Source organism: Pseudomonas sp. TE12234, assembly GCF_054061835.1.
Window position 1 is genome coordinate 247046 of the sequence record NZ_JBSSEP010000005.1, and the last position, 19610, is coordinate 266655.

The following is a 19610-nucleotide window of genomic DNA, read 5'->3' on the forward strand; positions in this document are numbered from 1 at the left end:
CACCCCCTTGAGTCAGGATTTGAGGTAGCCGTTGGCGGCCAGAAAGCTTTCAGTAATGGTGCTGCCAGCCGTAGACTCTGCGGCCTTGTCGCCCAGCAACAGGCGCTCCAGGTAACGCGCCAGCAAGTCCACTTCCAGATTCACCCGACGACCCGGCTGGTACGACGCCATGATGGTTTCGCTCAGGGTGTGCGGAATGATGGTCAGCAGGAACTCGGCGCCATCGACCGCGTTCACCGTCAGGCTGGTGCCGTCGACGGTGATCGAGCCTTTATGGGCGATGTACTTGGCCAGTTCTTTCGGCGCGCGGATGCGGAATTCCACGGCACGCGCATTCTCGGTGCGGGCCACCACTTCACCCACGCCATCGACATGCCCGCTGACCAGATGCCCGCCAAGACGGGTGGTCGGGGTCAGGGCTTTTTCCAGGTTCACCGGACTGCCGCTTTTGAGGTCGTTCATGGCGGTGCAGTCGAGGGTTTCGCGGCTGACGTCGGCCGCAAAGCCGTTGCCCGGCAACTCAACGGCGGTCAGGCACACGCCGTTGACCGCGATGCTGTCGCCCAGTTTGACGTCGCTCAGGTCGAGCTTGCCGGTTTCTACATGGACCCGCACATCTCCGCCTTTTGGGGTCAATGCACGAATACTGCCGATGGATTCGATGATGCCGGTGAACATGGGGTTCTCCTCGAGAACAAAGCCAGCGCTATAGCGATGGCCGAAAATTATACGCTCGCTGCTGGCAAAGGAATGGCAGTGATTCGCCAGTCATCGCCAACCGCGCGAATTTCGGTAATTTTGAGCGACGGCGCATCCTTCATTTGCGCAAGCGGCCAGTCCAGCAGCGGACGCGCCGAGGAGCCCAGGAACTTGCCGGCCATGAAGATCACAAACTCGTCGACCAGACCTTGCTGAGCAAAAGCCCCGGCCAGGCGCGGCCCGGCCTCGACCAGCACTTCGTTGACACCGCGAGCGGCCAGTTCGACCAGTAACTGGCGCAAATCGACCTGGCCATCGTAGCCCGGCACGATCAGGCATTCTGGGCCGTTGGCGTATTGCTCCTCCACCGCCATGCACGTGGCCACCAGCGCCGGACCGGCCTTGAAGAATGGCGCATCCAGCGGCACACGCAGACGACCGTCGACCAGCACGCGCAGCGGCGGACGGCTCATGGCCAGTGCGGTTTGCCCGGCGTCCAGTCCAAGCTCATCGGCACGCACGGTCAAGCGGGCGTTATCCGCCAGCACCGTGTCGGCACCGGTCAACACCACACTGGCCTGGGCACGCAGACGTTGCACCGCCGAACGCGCCGCCGGGCCGGTGATCCATTGGCTTTCGCCGCTTTCCATCGCCGTGCGGCCATCGAGGCTCATGGCCAGCTTGACCCGCACGAACGGCAAGCCGTGCTCCATGCGTTTCAAGAAACCTTGATTGAGTGCGCGCGCCTCGCCTTCCAGTACGCCACTTTCGGTGGCGATACCGGCCTGCTCCAGGCGTTGCAAGCCACGACCGGCGACTTCCGGGTTCGGGTCCTGCATGGCCGCGACCACCCGCGCCACACCGGCATTGACCAGTGCATCGGCACAGGGTGGTGTCCGACCGTGGTGGCTGCAGGGTTCGAGGGTTACGTAAGCGGTGGCGCCACGGGCGAGTTCACCGGCGGCGCGCAAGGCGTGGACTTCCGCGTGGGGTTCGCCGGCGCGTTCGTGCCAGCCTTCGCCGACAATCTGCCCGTCCCGCACGATCACGCAACCGACCCGGGGGTTGGGGTGGGTCGTGTAATGACCTTTGCGCGCCAGTTCGAGGGCGCGGGTCATGAAATGGGCGTCGAGGATGGTTTGTTCTGCGGGCAGGCTCATTCTTTTACCGGCTCACGGGCCAGGCGATCGATCTCTTCGCGGAACTCGTTGAGGTCCTGGAAGCGGCGATACACCGAAGCGAAACGTATGTAAGCGACTTCGTCGAGCTTCTGCAGCTCGGCCATCACCAGTTCACCCACCACGAGGGATTTGACCTCTCGCTCACCGGTGGCACGCAGTTTGTGCTTGATGTGCACCAACGATGATTCCAGGCGTTCTACACTCACAGGGCGCTTTTCCAGCGCGCGCTGCATGCCGGCGCGGAGTTTTTCTTCGTCGAACGGCTGACGACTGCCGTCGGTTTTGATCAGGCGCGGCAACACCAGTTCGGCGGTCTCGAACGTCGTGAATCGCTCGCCGCAGGCCAGGCATTCACGCCGGCGGCGCACCTGTTCGCCCTCGGCGACCAGACGCGAGTCGATGACCTTGGTGTCGTTGGCACCGCAGAAGGGACAGTGCATGGTGGCAGGCAACAAAAAAAGGGAGGGCCATGGTAGCGCATCCCCGTGGCAAGACAAGCCATAGGGTTTGCGGTATACAGACGCCATGATCTTTAGATCCATGGAATTTACCTTTACGGAGCTGCCAATGTCGCTACGACCGCTCGTTTTGCTCAGTCTGTTCAGCCTGCTGGTGGCTTGCGGCAGCAATGCGCCCAAACCCCAGCCACCGACACCAGGCCCCGCGCCGGAGCAGGCGCAGAAGAAAGCCAGGGAGTCTGCCAATCTCGGTCCGCTGCCGGCCTATCAACGTGAATTGAGCGGCACCCTGCAAGGCGTGCCGGCGGGCGCCGAAGTCGAACTGGCGCTGCTGGTGATCGACGAAAAAGGCCGTCCGCAACAGTTACTCGCCAGTTCGAGCCTGATCGGCAACAACCAGGTGCTGCCGTTTCACCTGCGCTTCAATCCGGAATCCTTCCCGTCCGGCGCCCGGGTCGAACTGCGTGGCCGCGCCAGTCAGTCCGGCCAATTGATCCTGCATCTGCCATCGCAATTGATTACCCAGCCGACCACCCAGGTGCTGGGGCAACTGCAATTCGTCACAGCCCCATGAGTACACCGCTCGACCTGCAACAGTCCTTGGGTGAATTGCTCGGTGACGCGCGCCTGGTAGCCGGTGAGCTGCCGGGCACCGACCTGAAGCTCTGGTTGATCGACGGCGACAACATGGACCGCGCCTTCACCCCGGAGGAAACCCGACGGATTCTGCATGAACCGCCTTACTGGTGTTTCTGCTGGGCCAGCGGTTTGGCCGTAGCCCGTTATCTCGCGCAATTTCCCGAGTGGGTCAAAGGCAAGCGTGTCCTGGATTTCGGCGCCGGCTCCGGTGTCGCCGGGATTGCGGCGGTGAAGGCCGGAGCGCTGGAAGTGGTGGCTTGCGACCTCGACCCGCTGGCGATTGCCGCCTGTCGGGCGAACGCCGAACTCAATGACGTGCAGCTCAGCTATTCGACGGATTTTTTCGCCGAAGCCGATCGCTTTGATCTGATCCTGGTCGCCGATGTGCTGTACGACCGCGCGAACCTGCCGCTGCTCGATGAATTCTTGAGTCGTGGCCAGGAAGCGCTGGTGGCCGATTCGCGAGTCAGGGATTTTCGCCATCCGCTGTATCGTCGAATCGAAATGCTTGAAGCCATGACCCTGCCGGATCTGGCCGAGCCGGAAGAGTTTCGGCATGTGAGCCTCTACCATGCGCGGCGCGCCTGAAAGCATCGCGATGCTGGCTCGCTCCCACAGGATTTGTATTCGACACACAACCACTGTAGGAGCGAGCCTGTCACCCAACGCACCTTTCACGCCCCCGCTTCCGGCCACACCCCGCCAGGCCGTATAGTTGCCTCATTCACGCTTCTACGAGATCCCCCATGAGTCAGGAAACGCCGTACATCTTCGACGCCACGACCGCCGACTTCGACCAGTCGGTGATCGAGAATTCTTTCCACAAACCGGTGCTGGTGGATTTCTGGGCCGAATGGTGTGCGCCGTGCAAAGTGCTGATGCCGATGCTGCAGACCATTGCCGAGAGCTATCAGGGTGAGTTGCTGCTGGCCAAGGTCAACTGCGACATCGAACAGGACATCGTCGCCCGTTTCGGCATTCGCAGTCTGCCAACCGTGGTGCTGTTCAAGGATGGTCAGCCCGTCGACGGTTTTGCCGGGGCCCAACCGGAATCAGCCGTGCGCGCGCTGCTCGAGCCTCACGTGCAAATGCCGCCGCCGGCCGCTGCCGACCCGTTCGAACAGGCTCAGGCGCTGTTCGACGACAGCCGCTTCGCCGACGCCGAAGCCATCCTCAAAGTGCTGCTGGGTGAAGACAACACCAACGCCAAGGCGCTGATCCTCTACGCCCGCTGCCTCACCGAACGCGGTGAACTGGGCGAGGCGCAAGCCGTGCTCGATGCGGTCAAGACTGATGAACACAAAGCTGCATTGGCCGGTGCCAAGGCGCAGATCAAGTTTCTCGGCCAGGCCAAGGACTTGCCGGATGTCGCTGACCTGAAGGCGCGCCTGGCAAAAAATCCGCAGGACGATGAGGCGGTCTATCAACTGGCGGTCCAGCAACTGGCCCGCCAGCAATACGACGCCGCGCTGGATGGCCTGCTCAAGCTGTTCATCCGCAACCGCAGCTACAGCGAAGGCTTGCCGCACAAGACCTTGCTGCAGGTGTTCGAACTGCTCGGCAACGATCACCCGCTGGTGACCACCTACCGTCGCAAGTTGTTTGCCGCGCTTTATTAAGCGCGGCCCTGTAGGAGCGAGCTTGCTCGCGATGGACATATGGGCGCCGCAGTTATGCAGGTAGCCCGCGTCAGGATTGACGTCCTTCGCGAGCAAGCTCGCTCCTACAACCAGCGATAGAGCGGCGTATCCCCGCCGCTCTCCACCTTCACGTCCGGGCTATGGCGCAAACGCACCAACAGTCGTTTGCCCGCCGACGCATTGCCGGTCAGCCCTTCCAGTTGCTCCAGCAGATCCGGCCCACTCAACTGTCCAGCCTTGCGCAGCAGGTCCCTGGCGATCTGCCACAGCGCATCATCCTGACTCTGCGGTTTAGCCGGCGCGGCAGTGACCCCGGTTTTCTCCACGGTCAACTGCGCCCCCAGCCGCGCCCAGTCGGCGTCGTCCATCTCCAGCGTCAAATCCACCGGCCAGTCGCCGATGCTTCCGCGAATTCGCAACATGAGTCAGCTCCTGCACATTTCTGTCCGGCATGCTCCCACGGGACTTGTGCAACGCCAAGCAGACGGTCAAACTCTCCGCCATAACGTTATAAGATTACATAACAAATTCTTCATTTTACTTTCGGAGTTACGCCCATGCATCGTCTGCTGCTCGCCTTGCCATTTGCCCTGTTGCCGCTGGCTGTCGCCCATGCGGCTGATGAACATGACCACGACCACGAGCACGGTAGCCTCGGCGCCCACGAACACGGTGTCGGTCGCTTGAACGCAGCGCTGGACGGTCAGACCCTGGAGCTGGAGCTGGAAAGCCCGGCGATGAATCTGGTGGGCTTCGAACATGCTGCCACCACCGATGCCGACAAGGCCAAGGTTGCTGCTGTCCGTGCCCAGTTGGAAAAACCCTTGGCGCTGTTCGCCCTGCCGAAAGCCGCCGGTTGCGAGGTCGCTGGCACGGAACTGGAAAGCCCGCTGTTCGGCGACAAACCGAAGGCTGACGACGATCACGACGAAGACGCCAAAGACGAACATCACCACGAGCACAGCGAAATCCACGCCCATTACAGCTTCACTTGCGCCACTCCCGGTGCGCTGAAGACTCTGGATCTGGCGAATATCTTCAATACGTTCCCGGCCACCCAGAAAATTCAGGTACAACTGATCGGCCCGAGCGGACAGCAAGGGGTTGAGGTGACGGCGAAGGCGGCGGCCCTGAAATTCTGATCCACCGCAAATCAAACGTGGAAGCGAGCCTGCTCGCGATGAGGCCGTAACATTCAACATCTTTGTTGACTGTTACACCGCCATCGCGAGCAGGCTCGCTCCCACAGGTTAATGAACACCACTGAAATCGGCGCCATGACCCAAGCACTCATCGAACTGTCCGACCTGGGCTTCAGTTGGCCCGGTCACCCACCGTTGCTGGACATCCCGGCGTTTCGCCTGGAGCCGGGGGAAACCCTGTTCCTCAAAGGCCCGAGCGGAAGTGGCAAGACTACCCTGCTCGGCCTGCTCGGCGGTGTGCAGAAACCGAATCGCGGCAGTATCCGCCTGCTCGGCCAGGAACTGACCGAACTCTCGGCCGGTGCCCGCGATCACTTTCGCGTCGATCACACCGGCTACATCTTCCAGCAGTTCAACCTGCTGCCATTTCTCTCGGTGCGCGAAAACGTCGAGCTGCCTTGCCGCTTCTCCAAGTTGCGCGCGCAACGGGCAATCCAGCGCCATGGCAGCATCGATCAGGCGGCTGCCACGTTGCTTGCGCATTTGGGCTTGAAAGACGAAAGCATCCTCAGTCGCCGCGCCGATTCGCTGTCCATCGGCCAACAGCAAAGGGTCGCTGCCGCACGGGCATTGATCGGCCAGCCGGAACTGGTGATCGCCGACGAACCGACCTCGGCCCTGGATTACGACGCCCGCGAAAACTTCATTCGCCTGCTGTTCGCCGAATGCCGCGAAGCCGGCTCGAGCCTGCTGTTCGTCAGCCATGATCAAAGCCTCGCGCCGCTGTTCGATCGCCACCTGTCGCTGGCCGATCTCAATCGCGCCGCCACCCCGTCCGAGGTCTGAGATGTATTTGTTTCGTCTTGCCATGGCCAGCCTGGCTAACCGCCGCTTCACCGCGATCCTCACTGCGTTCGCCATCGCCCTGTCGGTCTGCCTGTTGTTGGCGGTAGAGCGGGTGCGCACCGAAGCCAAGGCCAGTTTCGCCAGTACCATCAGCGGCACCGACCTGATCGTCGGTGCGCGCTCCGGCTCGGTCAACCTGTTGCTGTACTCGGTGTTTCGCATCGGCAACGCCACCAACAACATTCGTTGGGACAGCTTCGAACACTTCGCCAGCAACCCGAAAGTGAAGTGGGCGATCCCGATATCCCTGGGCGACTCGCACCGCGGTTATCGGGTGATGGGCACCACCGAGGCGTACTTCGAGCATTACCAGTACGGCCGCCAGCAACACCTGGAACTGGCCGACGGTCGTGCCTTCGCCACCGACCCGTTCGAAGTGGTGCTGGGGGCCGAAGTGGCCGAAGCACTGCACTACAAACTCGGCGACAAACTGGTTCTGGCCCATGGCGTCGCGGCGATCAGCCTGGTCAAGCACGACGACAAGCCCTTCACCGTGGTCGGTATTCTCAAGCGCACCGGCACCCCGGTGGACCGCACGCTGCACATCAGTCTTGGTGGTATGGAAGCCATTCACATCGATTGGCACAACGGCGTGCCGGCCAGGGGTGAAGGTCGGATCAGCGCCGATCAGGCGCGCAACATGGACCTCACGCCGCAAGCGATCACCGCGTTCATGCTGGGCCTCAACAACAAGATTTCGACCTTTGCCTTGCAGCGTGAAATCAACGAATTCCGCGGCGAACCGATGCTGGCGATCCTGCCGGGCGTGGCGCTGCAAGAGTTGTGGAGCTTGATGGGCACGGCGGAAAAAGCCTTGTTCGTGGTGTCGCTGTTCGTCGTGCTGACCGGATTGATCGGCATGCTCACGGCCATTCTCACCAGCCTCAACGAGCGTCGTCGCGAAATGGCGATCCTGCGTTCGGTGGGCGCGCGGCCGTGGCACATTGCAACGCTGCTGGTGCTGGAGGCGTTTGCCCTGGCGTTGTCCGGCGTGGTCGCTGGCGTGGCGCTGCTGTACCTGTGCATCGCCGCCGCCCAGGGGTATGTGCAAGCCAATTACGGCCTGTTTCTGCCGCTGTCCTGGCCGAGCGAATATGAATGGACGCTGCTCGGTGGCATTCTGCTCGCTGCGCTGCTGATGGGCAGCGTGCCGGCCTGGCGCGCTTATCGCCAATCCTTGGCCGATGGCCTGTCGATCCGTTTATGAGGACGTTGAAAATGCCCCGCGCCCTGCTAGCGCTGTTGATGCTGGTCGCCCTGCCCCTATGGGCGGCCGAGCCGAAAGAGCTGACCTGGCCGGACATGATCCCGCCGGACGCCCCGGCGCAAGTGCCGAACATGAAGCCACTGCACGACCTGTCGCAGATGAGCAGCACACTGTCCGCCGAATCAGCGCCCGCAGCCAAGCAGGAAATGCCCAACGCGCCGGTGGTGAAAGCCCTCGATGGGCAGCACATTCGTTTGCCGGGTTACATCGTGCCGCTGGAAGTGAGCGAGGAAGGACGCACCACGGAGTTTCTGCTGGTGCCGTATTTCGGCGCCTGCATCCACGTGCCGCCACCGCCATCGAACCAGATCGTGCACGTCAAAAGTGAAGTCGGGGTAAAGCTGGACGAGTTGTACCAACCGTACTGGATCGAAGGAGCGATGCAGGTCAAACCGTCCACCAGCGAATTGGCGGATGCCGGGTATCAGATGGAGGCGGAAAAGATTTACGTGTATGAATTGCCGGAGTGAGTCCGCTGTTTTTTGCGTTGTCAGATCATCCGCCATCGCAGGCAAGCCCGCTCCCACAGGGAATCGCGCAACCCTGTGGGAGAGAGCCTGCTCGCGAAGAGGCCCGCAAAATCGCCCACAAAATTGCGCACACCCCACTTTCATTGAGCTGAGTCAAAAGACGAAATCAAACGGCTGTTTACCATTGGACATCAAACATTTTTAACGTCCTCTGGAGCCCCCATGAACAAGTCCTTGCTCAGCGTCGCGCTGTGTTCCCTAGCGCTCGCCGCCCCGCTCGCCCACGCCCACGAAGCCGGTGACATCATCCTTCGCGCCGGTGCAATCACCGTTAACCCGAAAGACGACAGCTCCAGCGTAAAGGTCGATCAAGGCCCATTGGCGGGTACCAACCTGGGTGGCAAGGCAACCATGAACAGCGACACGCAACTGGGCTTGAACTTCGCCTACATGTTCACCAGTAACTGGGGGATCGAGTTGCTCGCGGCGACGCCGTTCGAGCATGACGTCACACTCAAGGGCACAGCCCTGGGTGCGGCGAATGGCAAACTCGGCTCGCTGAAACACCTGCCACCGACCCTCAGCGTCGTGTACTACCCGCTGGACGCGAAGTCCGCCTTCCAGCCTTACGTCGGCGCCGGTATCAACTACACCTGGATCTACGACGAGCACCTCAGCAGCGAGGCCCAGGCCAACGGTTTCAGCAACTTCAAGGCGGATAACTCCTGGGGCATGGCGTTCCAGGTCGGTGCGGATTACATGCTTACCGACAACATCATGCTCAACGCCCAGATGCGCTACATCGACATCGACACCCGCGCGACCGTGGAAAACGACGCCGTGGCACCGGGCACCCGCGCCCGCGTCAATGTGGATGTGGACCCGTTCATCTACATGGTGGGCCTGGGTTACAAGTTCTAAAGGATGTTCACGTGGTGGTGAACCTGGCTTGTGTGGTGAAGGGGCATGCTCCTCGCCACAGGAAATACATCGCCCCAGAAGCGATATCCGGGCCACAAAAAAGGCGCCTTTCAAGGCGCCTCTTTTGTGCTCGCAAGAATCTCAGCGCCCCAACAACCGCGCCAGCCCGACACTCAACGGTGTCTGTTGCGGACGGGTATAGCGTTCCAGCAGACGCTGGTTATTGGCCCGTGAATGGCGGATGTCACCGGAACGCGCCGGGCCATAGCTCACCGGCGGCAGCTTGCCGACCACCGTCTCGAGCGCCGTCAGCATCTGCTTGAGACTGGTCGCCTGGTTCCAGCCGACATTGACCGCCCCGACTTCCACCTGAGGCTTCTCGATACTTTGCACCAGCAGGCCGACCAGGTCCTCGACGTAGACAAAATCACGTGTCTGCTCACCGTCGCCAAACACCGTGATCGGCAGGCCGTTCTGCGCGCGCTCGCTGAAAATGCTGATGACCCCGGAATACGGCGAGGACGGATCCTGACGCGGGCCGAAGATGTTGAAGAAGCGGAAAATCACCGGCTCCAGTCCGTGCTGGCGTCGATAGAAATCGAAGTAATGTTCGCTGGCCAATTTGTCCGCGGCGTAAGGGGTCAACGGCGCCTTGGGCGTGTCTTCATCGATTGACTCACCTTCGCCATTGTTGCCGTACACCGCCGCGCTGGAGGCGAACAGCACTCGCTTGACACCCGCCTGACGCATGGCTTCGCAGACATTCAGCGAACCGATGAAATTGCTCTGGTGCGTTTTCACCGGGTCGTCCACCGAGGCCTGCACCGACGCCACTGCCGCCAGGTGCGCCACGGCGCTACAACCGACCATAGCCCGGGCCACCAGGGCGGCATCGGCGACATCACCGACGATCAACTCGATGCCGGGATTATCCAGTGGCAGGTTGCTGCGCTTGCCGGTCGACAGGTCATCGAGCACCCGCACCTTATGCCCGGTGGCGAGTAAGGCATCGGCCAGGTGCGAACCAATGAAACCGGCACCGCCGGTGATTAAAACGGGGCCGTCAGCCATGGCGATAGAACCTGTCGAGTAGACCCGGAAGGGCCGCACGCCAGGCGCGTGGCTTGATCCCGAACGTGTGCAGAATTTTCTTGCAGGCCAGCACCGCGTGTTGCGGCTCTTCGGCGGCGTCCGGTCGCGCGGCGTGAGCCTGGGCGGTCGGTGCTTCGATGGCCAGCGGATGCAGGGCGCGTGCTTCGGTGAGAATCGCCTGGCCCAGGGCCAGCGGCGTGGTCGCTTCATGCCCGGCGTAGTGGTAGGTGCCCCACAATGGCGCCGCGCAGTCGAGCTGTTTGAGTACGGAAATGATCACCCGGGCGGCGTCATCCACCGGGGTCGGATTGCCCCGGCGATCGTCGGCCATCAACAGTTCTTCGGGACGTTCGGCCCGCTCGAGAAAACGCCCCAGCGTGCCCTCGGGGCTGTCATCGAGCAGCCAGCCGAAACGCAGCAACACGTGCTGCGGGCACGTGGCGCGCACACTTTGCTCGATGCGCCACAACGCCTGACCACGCAGGCCCAGCGGCACCGGTTCATCTTTTTCGCTATAGGCGGTTGCCCGGGAGCCATCGAACACTCGATAGCTCGAAGGTTGCAGCAGGACGATGTTGTGGTGCTGGCACAGTTCGGCCAGGCGTTCGATCGCCCGCTCCTGCGCGGCCAGACGCTGCTCGCTGACCGTCTCCGCCTGGAACCAGTCGAAGTAGTAGGCGAGGTTGATCAACGCGTCCGGTCGGGTGTCGTCGAGCAGTTGCGTCAGGCTCGCGGCATCCCAGCCGTCTTGCGGAGGGCGGGGGGCGAGGAAACCGATGTCTTCTTCCGCACCGAGGCGAATCAGCGCCTGCCCAAGGGCATTTCCGCCGCCCAGTAACATAAGGCGCATTCGCATAGAGTCAGCAGGCCCAGTCTGATTGGAACGAGGGTTTGTCGACAGCGCTCGCGAGCGGTGTCGTTGAAAGTAGCCAGAATCGTTGCATTTTGCGGGTTTAGTGCGCAACCGTCATCCGTAAAGTGTAGATGTGCGGGAATTGTGGTGCCTTCGCCGGCCCCATCGCGAGCAGGCTCTCTCCCACATGGGATTTGCGGTGTACTCCAATCCATTGTGGGAGCGAGCCTGCTCGCGATAGGGCCCTAAGACTCAACGAAGGTCTTGAGCGGTACTTGCATCTTACGCCCCCCACCCGCATAAATTGTTGCATGAACCTGCCCATCCCCGCAGACAGTGCCCTGAACGGCTTCCACCCCGCCGTCAGCGCCTGGTTCAGCAAGACCTTCGCGACGGTGACCGCCGCCCAGGCCCGGGCGTGGCCGTTGATCCGCCAGCGTCGCTCGACCCTGATCGCCGCGCCCACCGGTTCCGGCAAGACCCTCACCGCGTTCCTCGCCGTGATCGACGACCTGGTGCACCGTGGCCTGGCCCAGCCCGAAGGCCTGCCGGACGAAACCCTGGTGGTCTACGTCTCGCCGCTCAAGGCGCTGTCCAACGACATCCGCATCAACCTGCAAGACCCGCTGGCCGGGATCACCGAACAGTTGCGCGTGCTGGGCTTGCCCGAACTGCAGATCACGACGGCCGTGCGCACCGGCGACACGCCGCAAAAAGAGCGCTCGGCGATGCGCAAGACGGCACCGCACATTCTGGTCACCACCCCGGAATCGCTCTACGTGCTGCTCGGTTCCGATTCGGGCCGGCAAATGCTCGGCACCACACGCACGGTGATCGTCGATGAGATCCACGCCATCGCCGCCAGTAAACGCGGCAGCCACCTGGCCCTGAGCCTGGAACGCCTGCAAGCGCTCTGCGCCGAGCCACTGGTGCGCATCGGCCTGTCCGCCACGCAGAAACCCATCGAAGCGGTGTCGCGCTTCCTGGTGGGCCGTGACCGACCGTGCGAGATCATCGACATCGGCCACGCCCGCCCACGGGACCTGGATATCGAAGTACCGCCGGTGCCGTTGTCAGCAGTGATGGCCAACGATGTCTGGGAACTGGTGTACGACCGCCTCGCCGCCCTCGCCCGCGAACACCGGACCACGCTGATTTTCGTCAACACCCGGCGCCTGGCCGAACGCCTGAGCCGCCACTTGAGCGAACGCCTGGGCAAGGACGCCGTGGCCGCCCACCACGGCAGCCTGGCCAAGGAGTTTCGCCTGGATGCCGAGCAACGGCTCAAGCGCGGCGAGTTACAGGTGCTTATCGCCACGGCGTCGCTGGAATTGGGGATCGACATTGGCGACGTCGACCTGGTCTGCCAGATCGCCTCGCCGCGCTCGATTTCGGCTTTTCTGCAACGGGTCGGTCGCTCCGGGCACCAGGTCGGCGGCACCCCCAAGGGCCGTTTGTTCGCCACCACCCGCGACGACCTGATCGAATGCGCCGCCCTGCTCGACTGCGTACGCCGGGGCGAACTCGATACCCTGCAAATCCCCGAGGCTCCGCTGGACGTGCTGGCCCAGCAGATCATCGCCGAAGTCAGTTGCCAGGAATGGCCGGAGGACGCGCTGCTGGCGCAGTTCCGCCAGGCCTCGCCCTACGCCGCGCTCGACGACAAACATTTTCAGGCGCTGCTGCGGATGCTCGCCGAGGGCTACAACGGTCGCCAGGGCATCCGCAGCGCTTACCTGCACCGCGATGCAGTGACCCGCAGCCTGCGCGGTCGCCGGGGCGCCAAGCTGACGGCCGTGACCAGCGGCGGGACCATTCCGGATAACGCCGACTACAGCGTGCTGCTGGAGCCGCAAGGGTTGAACATCGGCAGCGTCAACGAAGACTTCGCGGTGGAAAGCATCGCTGGCGACGTCTTTCAGCTGGGCAATACGTCGTACCGAATCCTGCGGGTCGAGACCGGCAAGGTCCGGGTCGAGGATGCCCAGGGGCAGCCGCCGACCATACCTTTCTGGCTTGGCGAAGCGCCGGGGCGCAGCGCGGAACTGTCGTTTGCCGTCGCGCGCCTGCAAGCTCAACTCGACGAACTGCTCGGTGCCACGCCGGGCAACTTGCAGCCGAGTCTCGACTGGCTGACGCAGACGCTCGGCCTGAACCTGGCCAGCGCCGAACAACTGGTGGAATACCTGGCCCGCGCGCGCCAGGCCTTCGGCGCCCTGCCCTCGCAAGACACGCTGCTGATGGAACGGTTTTTCGACGAGTCCGGCGGCACGCAACTGATCATCCACACGCCATTCGGCAGCCGCATCAACCGCGCCTGGGGCCTGGCCCTGCGCAAGCGTTTCTGCCGCACCTTCAACTTCGAATTGCAGGCCGCCGCCAGTGAAGACGCCATCGTGCTGTCGCTGTCCACCAGCCACAGTTTTGAGCTGGATGACGTGTGGCGTTACCTGCACAGCAACAGCGCCGAGCACACGCTGATTCAAGCCGTTCTCGATGCGCCGCTGTTCGGCGTGCGCTGGCGCTGGAATGCCGGGGTGGCGCTGGCGTTGCCACGCTATACCGGCGGGCGAAAAGTCCCGCCGCAGATCCAGCGTATGAAAAGCGAAGACCTGATCGCCAGCGTGTTTCCCGATCAGATCGCCTGCGTGGAGAACCTCGTCGGCGAGCGGGACATTCCCGACCACCCGCTGGTGGAACAAACCCTCGACGATTGCCTGCACGAAGCCATGGACAGCGAAGGCTGGCTCGCACTGTTGCGACGCATGGAGCGCGGCGAGATCCGGCTGATCAGTCGCGACCTGCCGGCGCCCTCGCCATTGGCGGCGGAGATTCTCAGCGCCCGCCCCTACACCTTTCTCGACGATGCGCCGCTGGAAGAACGCCGCACGCAAGCGGTGCTCAACCGCCGCTGGAGCGACCCGGAATCGACCGACGACCTCGGCGCGCTGGACGCCGAAGCGATTGCCGCCGTACGCGAAGAAGCCTGGCCGGCCCCCAATGGTATCGATGAGATGCATGAGGCGTTGATGAGCCTGGCGTGCATCACCGAAGCCGAAGCCCAGACCAATCCGAACTGGCTCGACTGGCTCAACGCCCTGGCCGACAGCGGCCGCGCCTGCCGCCTCGACTCGTCGCTGTGGCTGGCACGGGAACGGCTGACCTGCCTGCGGGCGATTTATCCACAGGTTGATTGGCTGCCGGCACTGGAGGCGCTGCCGGGGTTCGATGAAGCCTGGGACGCGGACGATGCGGTGCTCGAAGTCATCCGCGCCCGACTCAGTGCTTTTGGCCCGTTGCCGTTGAAGGCGATTGCCGATCCGCTTGGCTTGCTTGCAACACAGGTCACCCAGGCACTGGCGCAGCTGGAACGCGAAGGTTATGTGCTGCGCGGCCGCTTCACGCCGGGCGCGACCGAGGAACAATGGTGCGAGCGTCATTTGCTGGCGAGGATTCATCGCTACACGGTCAAGCGCCTGCGTCGGGAAATCGAGCCGGTGGCGTTGCAGGATTTCATGCGGTTTCTGTTCGACTGGCAGCACTTGTCCAGCGCCACTCAGGGCCAGGGCAGTGCGGTGTTGCCGACGATCATCGCGCAGTTCGAGGGCTACCCTGGCGCCGCATCAGCCTGGGACAGCGACCTGCTGCCAGCACGCCTCAAGGACTATGCACCGAGCTGGCTGGATGATCTGTGCCGCAGCGGCAAACTGGTCTGGACCCGCCTCACCGCGCGCAACAAAAGCACCGGTACCGCACTGCGCAGCACGCCGATTCTGTTGTTGCCGCGCAATCGGGTCGGTCTCTGGAGCGACTTGACCGAGCAAACGCCCATCAGCGAGCTGTCGCCAAAAACGCAAAAGGTCCATGCCGCACTCAGTCAGCACGGCGCGCTGTTTTTCGATGAATTGATTCACGAGGCCCACCTGCTGCGCTCGGAGCTGGAAATCGCCTTGCAAGAGTTGGTGGGCGCCGGCCTGGTGAACGCCGACAGCTTCGCCGGACTGCGGGCACTGATTACGCCGGCCAGCAAACGCCAGAACCGCAGCAGCCGTCGCGGGCGCGGCGCGTTTGTCGGTGGTATGGACGATGCCGGACGATGGGCACTGTTACGGCGCGGGGCTGTCGCGCCGGATGTGGAAAACAAGCGGCCGTCGGCCACGCCTGCCGAGACCCTGGAACACATCGCCATGACCCTGCTGCGTCGTTATGGCGTCGTGTTCTGGCGCTTGCTGGAGCGCGAGGCCGATTGGTTGCCGAGCTGGCGCGAATTGCTGCGCACCTTCCATCGACTGGAAGCGCGGGGAGAGATTCGCGGTGGACGCTTTGTCAGTGGCCTGGCGGGCGAGCAATTCGCCCTGCCCGAGGCGATTGCGCTGTTGCGCGAAGTCCGGCGCCGGCCCCATGACGGCAGCTTGATCGCAGTGTGCGGCGTCGACCCCTTGAACCTCGCCGGCACCCTGCTGCCCGGCCCCAAAGTACCGGCACTGGCGAGCAATCGACTGGTGTACCGCGACGGTTTGCCGGCCGCGGCCGAGATTGCCGGCAAAGCGTATTTCTGGCTGGAGCTGGATCAACGGGCCATGACTGAAGTGCGCAATCGGCTGATCCAGCACAATCACCTGTAGCGGGCTTGCCAGCGATGGCGCCGGCAAATCCAACATTGATTCGACTGACATACCGCAATCGCTGGCGAGCCAGCTCCAGATTGAGGTGTTATTGAGGACGCGGCGAATCGGGCATTAACACCGCCGAATGCTCCGGTTCAGCCGCCCCATCCTGCAGCGGCTCGACCCCGCGCTGCCTTGGCATCAAAACCTGCTGTGGATAAGTCTGCGCGAAATGCACCCACGGGCTGTTATCCACAAGCTTTTTCAAACGCTGGTTGAACGCCCGGCTCACTGCGTACTGCCCGCCCGACACGGTGCGAAACTGCGCCGTCAGCACCACGCCGTTGAGGTCCATCTTGTCGACGCCGAAAACATCCAGCGGCCCTTGCAGGTTGTACTTGAGGAACGGGTCGTCACTGATGGAATACCCGGCCTCGCGAATCAGGCCGATGGCCTGGTCGACATCGGTGTCATAGGTGAACTGCACCGAAAAGAACGCATAGGCAAACTGCCGCGATTGGTTGGTCACGGCCTTGATTTGACCGAACGGCACCGAGTGCACGAAGCCCTTGCCGTCGCGCAGGCGCAAGGTACGAATGGTCAGGCCTTCGACCGTGCCGGCATGCCCGGAATCGAGCACCACCCAGTCGCCGATGGACAGGGTGTCTTCGATAATGATGAACAAACCGGTAATCACATCTTGCACCAGTTGCTGGGAACCAAAGCCGATCGCCAGACCGATGACCCCGGCGCCCGCCAGGAACGGCGCGACGTTAATGCCCAGGTTCGCCATGGTGGTGATGGCGCAGATCACCACCAGGATGATTTTGATCGCGTTGCGCAGCAGCGGCAGGATGGTTTTGACCCGCGTACTCGGCTGACGCGCCGAGCGTTTGTTGGTCGGTGGTTTGAGGGCTTCCTGAATCGCCGTGTCCAGTACGACCCAGACCATCCAGGTCACCAGGAAAATCAGGCCGATGTGGCTCAGTGAGTCGCTGATGGCACGGCCGAAAGAGTTGCTCACGGCAAAATCGAACAGCGACACGCCCCAGATGCGTCCGAGAACATCGATGAACACGATGGCCATGGCAATGCGCAACAACGCGTGGGACAAGCTCAGAAACCGCTCTTTGTAAGCCCCGATGTGGCGCACCTCGGATTCGCTGTGGGACTTGAACAGATGATGCAGCGTGGTGCTCAGAAACACCGTGGCGATCAGCAACACGGTGGTGAGCAGCGCGCTGCGCAGCACTTTCTGATTGTCATCACCAATGCCGATCAGGTTGATGATCGAGACCAGCACCATCAACAGAATCGGCCAGTACCAGATACCGGAAAATATCCGCAGTGTTTCACGCAAGGCCGGCTGCGCCCGACGCTGGGCCAGCGGCAGGATCCGGATCACATGGGCGACCGGACGACGCATGCGCAATACCAACAGGCCGAAGGCGATCGAGGCCGCCAGCCCGGTAAAGACGGCGATGCTGCTGGTGAGATTGCTACCCAATTGATGGGCGATCTGCGGACTGGTCAGGGCATCGCTCAGCGCCACGAGAAAACCGATCGCGAACAGCGGCCGTGGGCTTTCCTGGCGAATGATGTGTACCGCACGGCGCTTGTGACCGGTATTGAACAGCACCGCCAGGGACATCACCAGGGAGGCGGCGAAGACACCGGCACTGGTGGCGTAGGCAAAGCACAAGGCCAGCGCCCGACCGGCCGACACGGGCAACACCTGACTGGCATAAATCGTCAGCGGCAAACTGATCACTGCGGGGACGCTGTAGGGCAAAACGTAGCCCAGTAACGCCTGACCACGTTCTCGACTGAGCAACACACGATGCTGGCACAGACGTTCGGTCAACCACCTGCCGAGTATCCAGAACAGACCGAAAACCCCGGCCCACACCGCCGTCAGCAGCAGGAAATCCCCCGACACGGCCCAGCCCGAACGGGCCGATGGACGATTGACCAGTTGATCCACCTCATTGGCCGCACGGTCAGCGCGCAGGCGCCACGCGTTCAGCAGGTCTTCGTTGAGATCGAGCTTGCTCTGGACTTCATCGATGCTCGAACTGATGGCGCCCAACAGCCCGCCTTGCACCAGAGGTTCAGGTTGGGCCGCTGATGTCGCGGCGGTGGCGGCCGCCGGCAAGCCCGGTAGTGCGGCTGCGGCTTCCAGCTCCTCGCTGCCGAGTAGCAACAACGCCCCCAGTAATATCGCTGTCTTGAGCTTGATCAACGCTTCGGCTCCTTTGGATAAGACTGTAAGGGACTGATCGGGAAATGCCGGTTAAGTTCGGTGATGGTTCACGGAGGAAGGGGTTGTTTACCCTTCTGTGGTGAGGAACTTGGGCATATTTGACCACTGCGCAAATATCAAATGCTCATCCCTGTATTTTTCCGCCTGCCTCAAAACCCGACACTGCGCTCCATCGAATCAACCCACCGGAGTTGCAGCCATGCCCATTGCCTTGCTCGCGCTGACCCTCAGCGCTTTTGCCATCGGGACGACCGAATTCGTCATCGTTGGCCTGTTACCCACCATTGGCGCCGACCTGGGTGTCAGCCTGCCGTCCGCCGGCCTTTTGGTCAGCCTGTATGCGCTGGGCGTCGCGGTCGGCGCCCCCGTGCTGACCGCCCTCACCGGCAAAGTACCGCGCAAAATGTTGCTGTTGTCGCTGATGGTGCTGTTCACCCTCGGCAATCTGCTGGCCTGGAAAGCGCCGAGTTATGAATCGCTGATCATTGCGCGGATCGTCACCGGCCTGGCCCATGGGGTGTTTTTCTCCATCGGCTCGACCATCGCCACCAGTCTAGTGCCCAAGGATAAAGCCGCCAGCGCGATTGCCATCATGTTCACCGGACTGACCGTGGCGCTGGTAACTGGCGTGCCGTTGGGCACCTTCATCGGCCAGCATTTCGGCTGGCGTGAAACCTTTCTCGCCGTGTCCGCACTGGGTGTCATCGCGTTCATCGGCAGCCTGCTGTACGTGCCGAAAAACATCGCCCACAGCAAACCCGCGTCGCTGTTGCAGCAATTGCAGGTGCTCAAGCAGCCACGGTTGCTGCTGGTGTACGCCATGACGGCGGTTGGTTACGGCGGTTCGTTCATTGCGTTCACCTTCCTGGCACCGATCCTCCAGGACATTTCCGGCTTCAGCGCCAGCACCGTCAGCCTGGTGCTGCTGGTCTACGGTGTCTCGGTGGCCGTGGGCAACATCTGGGGCGGCAAACTGGCGGACAAACGCGGTCCGATCAGCGCCTTGAAAATCATCTTCAGCCTGCTCGCCGCCGTGCTGTTCGTGCTGACTTTCACGGCCGGCAATCCATGGCTGGCGCTGGCCACCGTGCTGGTCTGGGGTGCCGTGGCCTTCGGTAATGTGCCGGGGTTGCAGGTTTACGTGGTGCGCCAGGCCGAACATCACACGCCAAACGCGGTCGACGTGGCTTCCGGCCTGAACATCGCCGCGTTCAACCTCGGCATCGCTGGCGGTGCCTGGGGGGGTGGCTTGATTGTCGCGCAGATGGGATTGATTCATACGGCGTGGATTGGTGGCCTGGTGGTGCTGGTGGCACTGGCGCTGACGGCCTGGAGCGGTCGCCTTGACCGCTTGGGTCCTGTGTACGCTGAATCCTCGACCCGTATCGTCGTCGGTCACTGATCCCCCGTAGGAGCCAGCCTGCTGGCGATGGACTCCAGTGCGCCGCGTTTATCCAGATCACACGCGTTAT

The 19610-nt window shown here is 62.5% G+C and carries 17 protein-coding genes; 10 read left to right on the forward strand and 7 right to left on the reverse strand.

The window, feature by feature from the left end; translation table 11 throughout:
- Positions 1–12: 12 nt before the first annotated feature.
- From ACVWYU_RS11020 to nrdR, 3 genes are read right to left on the reverse strand one after another with little or no spacing between them, the layout of a single operon-like run.
- Positions 13–678 carry a riboflavin synthase gene (locus ACVWYU_RS11020; RefSeq protein ID WP_096514815.1) on the reverse strand — a complete coding sequence of 222 codons (666 nt, stop codon included), beginning with the start codon at positions 676–678 and terminating at the stop codon, positions 13–15.
- 47 nt (positions 679–725) lie between these two features.
- On the reverse strand, positions 726–1859 hold the full coding sequence (gene ribD / locus ACVWYU_RS11025) for a bifunctional diaminohydroxyphosphoribosylaminopyrimidine deaminase/5-amino-6-(5-phosphoribosylamino)uracil reductase RibD (protein WP_457372695.1): 1134 nt from the start codon (positions 1857–1859) through the stop codon (positions 726–728).
- Positions 1856–2320, reverse strand: a complete 465-nt coding sequence (gene nrdR / locus ACVWYU_RS11030) for a transcriptional regulator NrdR (protein WP_003228656.1) — start codon at positions 2318–2320, stop codon at positions 1856–1858. Before nrdR ends, ribD begins: the two co-directional genes overlap by 4 nt.
- 127 nt (positions 2321–2447) lie before the next feature.
- On the opposite strand from nrdR, the gene ACVWYU_RS11035 reads away from it, so the two are divergent.
- The 3 genes from ACVWYU_RS11035 to trxA all read left to right on the forward strand — a co-directional run bounded on the left by ACVWYU_RS11035 (position 2448) and on the right by trxA (position 4596).
- The gene (locus tag ACVWYU_RS11035) at positions 2448–2912 is read left to right on the forward strand and encodes a YbaY family lipoprotein (protein WP_247254571.1); all 465 of its coding nucleotides are present in this window, start codon (positions 2448–2450) and stop codon (positions 2910–2912) included.
- Positions 2909–3565: a class I SAM-dependent methyltransferase gene (locus tag ACVWYU_RS11040; protein ID WP_457372696.1), complete on the forward strand. Its 657-nt coding sequence runs from the start codon at positions 2909–2911 to the stop codon at positions 3563–3565. The genes ACVWYU_RS11035 and ACVWYU_RS11040 overlap by 4 nt, the downstream gene beginning before the upstream one ends.
- Positions 3566–3723: 158 nt before the next feature.
- Positions 3724–4596 (forward strand): thioredoxin, encoded by an 873-nt coding sequence (gene trxA, locus ACVWYU_RS11045; RefSeq protein ID WP_247254569.1) that lies wholly within the window; start codon positions 3724–3726, stop codon positions 4594–4596.
- A 104-nt stretch (positions 4597–4700) separates the two neighbouring features.
- On the opposite strand, the gene ACVWYU_RS11050 is transcribed toward trxA, so the two are convergent.
- Positions 4701–5039 (reverse strand): hypothetical protein, encoded by a 339-nt coding sequence (locus tag ACVWYU_RS11050; protein ID WP_390957381.1) that lies wholly within the window; start codon positions 5037–5039, stop codon positions 4701–4703.
- A 135-nt stretch (positions 5040–5174) separates the two neighbouring features.
- Here ACVWYU_RS11050 and ACVWYU_RS11055 point away from each other — a divergent pair, with 135 nt between their 5' ends.
- From ACVWYU_RS11055 to ACVWYU_RS11075, 5 genes are all read left to right on the forward strand, one after another.
- A complete protein-coding gene (locus ACVWYU_RS11055; RefSeq protein WP_248915647.1) occupies positions 5175–5759 on the forward strand; it encodes a DUF2796 domain-containing protein in 585 nt (194 codons plus the stop codon).
- Between the two features lie 135 nt (positions 5760–5894).
- Entirely contained in the window at positions 5895–6605 is a 711-nt protein-coding gene (locus tag ACVWYU_RS11060; protein WP_090325568.1) for an ABC transporter ATP-binding protein, read from the forward strand.
- 1 nt (position 6606) lies between these two features.
- Positions 6607–7872 (forward strand): ABC transporter permease, encoded by a 1266-nt coding sequence (locus ACVWYU_RS11065; protein WP_457372697.1) that lies wholly within the window; start codon positions 6607–6609, stop codon positions 7870–7872.
- Complete coding sequence (locus ACVWYU_RS11070; RefSeq protein WP_390957384.1) at positions 7869–8402, forward strand: DUF3299 domain-containing protein; 534 nt, start codon at positions 7869–7871, stop codon at positions 8400–8402. Before ACVWYU_RS11065 ends, ACVWYU_RS11070 begins: the two co-directional genes overlap by 4 nt.
- 222 nt (positions 8403–8624) lie before the next feature.
- The gene (locus tag ACVWYU_RS11075) at positions 8625–9323 is read left to right on the forward strand and encodes an OmpW/AlkL family protein (protein ID WP_390957385.1); all 699 of its coding nucleotides are present in this window, start codon (positions 8625–8627) and stop codon (positions 9321–9323) included.
- Between the two features lie 141 nt (positions 9324–9464).
- Here the strand turns inward: ACVWYU_RS11075 and ACVWYU_RS11080 are convergent, their stop codons facing one another.
- Both ACVWYU_RS11080 and ACVWYU_RS11085 read right to left on the reverse strand, forming a co-directional pair.
- Positions 9465–10394 carry an NAD-dependent epimerase/dehydratase family protein gene (locus ACVWYU_RS11080; RefSeq protein WP_457372698.1) on the reverse strand — a complete coding sequence of 310 codons (930 nt, stop codon included), beginning with the start codon at positions 10392–10394 and terminating at the stop codon, positions 9465–9467.
- Positions 10387–11271, reverse strand: coding sequence for a sugar nucleotide-binding protein (locus tag ACVWYU_RS11085; RefSeq protein ID WP_090325577.1), 885 nt, complete (start codon positions 11269–11271; stop codon positions 10387–10389). The genes ACVWYU_RS11080 and ACVWYU_RS11085 overlap by 8 nt, the downstream gene beginning before the upstream one ends.
- Positions 11272–11579: 308 nt before the next feature.
- On the opposite strand from ACVWYU_RS11085, the gene ACVWYU_RS11090 reads away from it, so the two are divergent.
- Complete coding sequence (locus tag ACVWYU_RS11090) at positions 11580–15893, forward strand: Lhr family helicase (RefSeq protein ID WP_457372699.1); 4314 nt, start codon at positions 11580–11582, stop codon at positions 15891–15893.
- Between the two features lie 88 nt (positions 15894–15981).
- On the opposite strand, the gene ACVWYU_RS11095 is transcribed toward ACVWYU_RS11090, so the two are convergent.
- Positions 15982–18117 carry a mechanosensitive ion channel family protein gene (locus tag ACVWYU_RS11095; protein ID WP_457372700.1) on the reverse strand — a complete coding sequence of 712 codons (2136 nt, stop codon included), beginning with the start codon at positions 18115–18117 and terminating at the stop codon, positions 15982–15984.
- A gap of 220 nt (positions 18118–18337) precedes the next feature.
- Here ACVWYU_RS11095 and ACVWYU_RS11100 point away from each other — a divergent pair, with 220 nt between their 5' ends.
- Positions 18338–19540, forward strand: a complete 1203-nt coding sequence (locus tag ACVWYU_RS11100; RefSeq protein ID WP_090325582.1) for an MFS transporter — start codon at positions 18338–18340, stop codon at positions 19538–19540.
- Positions 19541–19610 lie beyond the last annotated feature (70 nt).

Coding starts and splice junctions, on each gene's coding strand:
- ACVWYU_RS11020 (WP_096514815.1), bottom strand. CDS start 678: ATGTTCACCGGCATCATCGAATCCATCGGCAGTATTCGTGCATTGACC.
- ribD (WP_457372695.1), bottom strand. CDS start 1,859: ATGAGCCTGCCCGCAGAACAAACCATCCTCGACGCCCATTTCATGACC.
- nrdR (WP_003228656.1), bottom strand. CDS start 2,320: ATGCACTGTCCCTTCTGCGGTGCCAACGACACCAAGGTCATCGACTCG.
- ACVWYU_RS11035 (WP_247254571.1), top strand. CDS start 2,448: ATGTCGCTACGACCGCTCGTTTTGCTCAGTCTGTTCAGCCTGCTGGTG.
- ACVWYU_RS11040 (WP_457372696.1), top strand. CDS start 2,909: ATGAGTACACCGCTCGACCTGCAACAGTCCTTGGGTGAATTGCTCGGT.
- trxA (WP_247254569.1), top strand. CDS start 3,724: ATGAGTCAGGAAACGCCGTACATCTTCGACGCCACGACCGCCGACTTC.
- ACVWYU_RS11050 (WP_390957381.1), bottom strand. CDS start 5,039: ATGTTGCGAATTCGCGGAAGCATCGGCGACTGGCCGGTGGATTTGACG.
- ACVWYU_RS11055 (WP_248915647.1), top strand. CDS start 5,175: ATGCATCGTCTGCTGCTCGCCTTGCCATTTGCCCTGTTGCCGCTGGCT.
- ACVWYU_RS11060 (WP_090325568.1), top strand. CDS start 5,895: ATGACCCAAGCACTCATCGAACTGTCCGACCTGGGCTTCAGTTGGCCC.
- ACVWYU_RS11065 (WP_457372697.1), top strand. CDS start 6,607: ATGTATTTGTTTCGTCTTGCCATGGCCAGCCTGGCTAACCGCCGCTTC.
- ACVWYU_RS11070 (WP_390957384.1), top strand. CDS start 7,869: ATGAGGACGTTGAAAATGCCCCGCGCCCTGCTAGCGCTGTTGATGCTG.
- ACVWYU_RS11075 (WP_390957385.1), top strand. CDS start 8,625: ATGAACAAGTCCTTGCTCAGCGTCGCGCTGTGTTCCCTAGCGCTCGCC.
- ACVWYU_RS11080 (WP_457372698.1), bottom strand. CDS start 10,394: ATGGCTGACGGCCCCGTTTTAATCACCGGCGGTGCCGGTTTCATTGGT.
- ACVWYU_RS11085 (WP_090325577.1), bottom strand. CDS start 11,271: ATGCGAATGCGCCTTATGTTACTGGGCGGCGGAAATGCCCTTGGGCAG.
- ACVWYU_RS11090 (WP_457372699.1), top strand. CDS start 11,580: ATGAACCTGCCCATCCCCGCAGACAGTGCCCTGAACGGCTTCCACCCC.
- ACVWYU_RS11100 (WP_090325582.1), top strand. CDS start 18,338: ATGCCCATTGCCTTGCTCGCGCTGACCCTCAGCGCTTTTGCCATCGGG.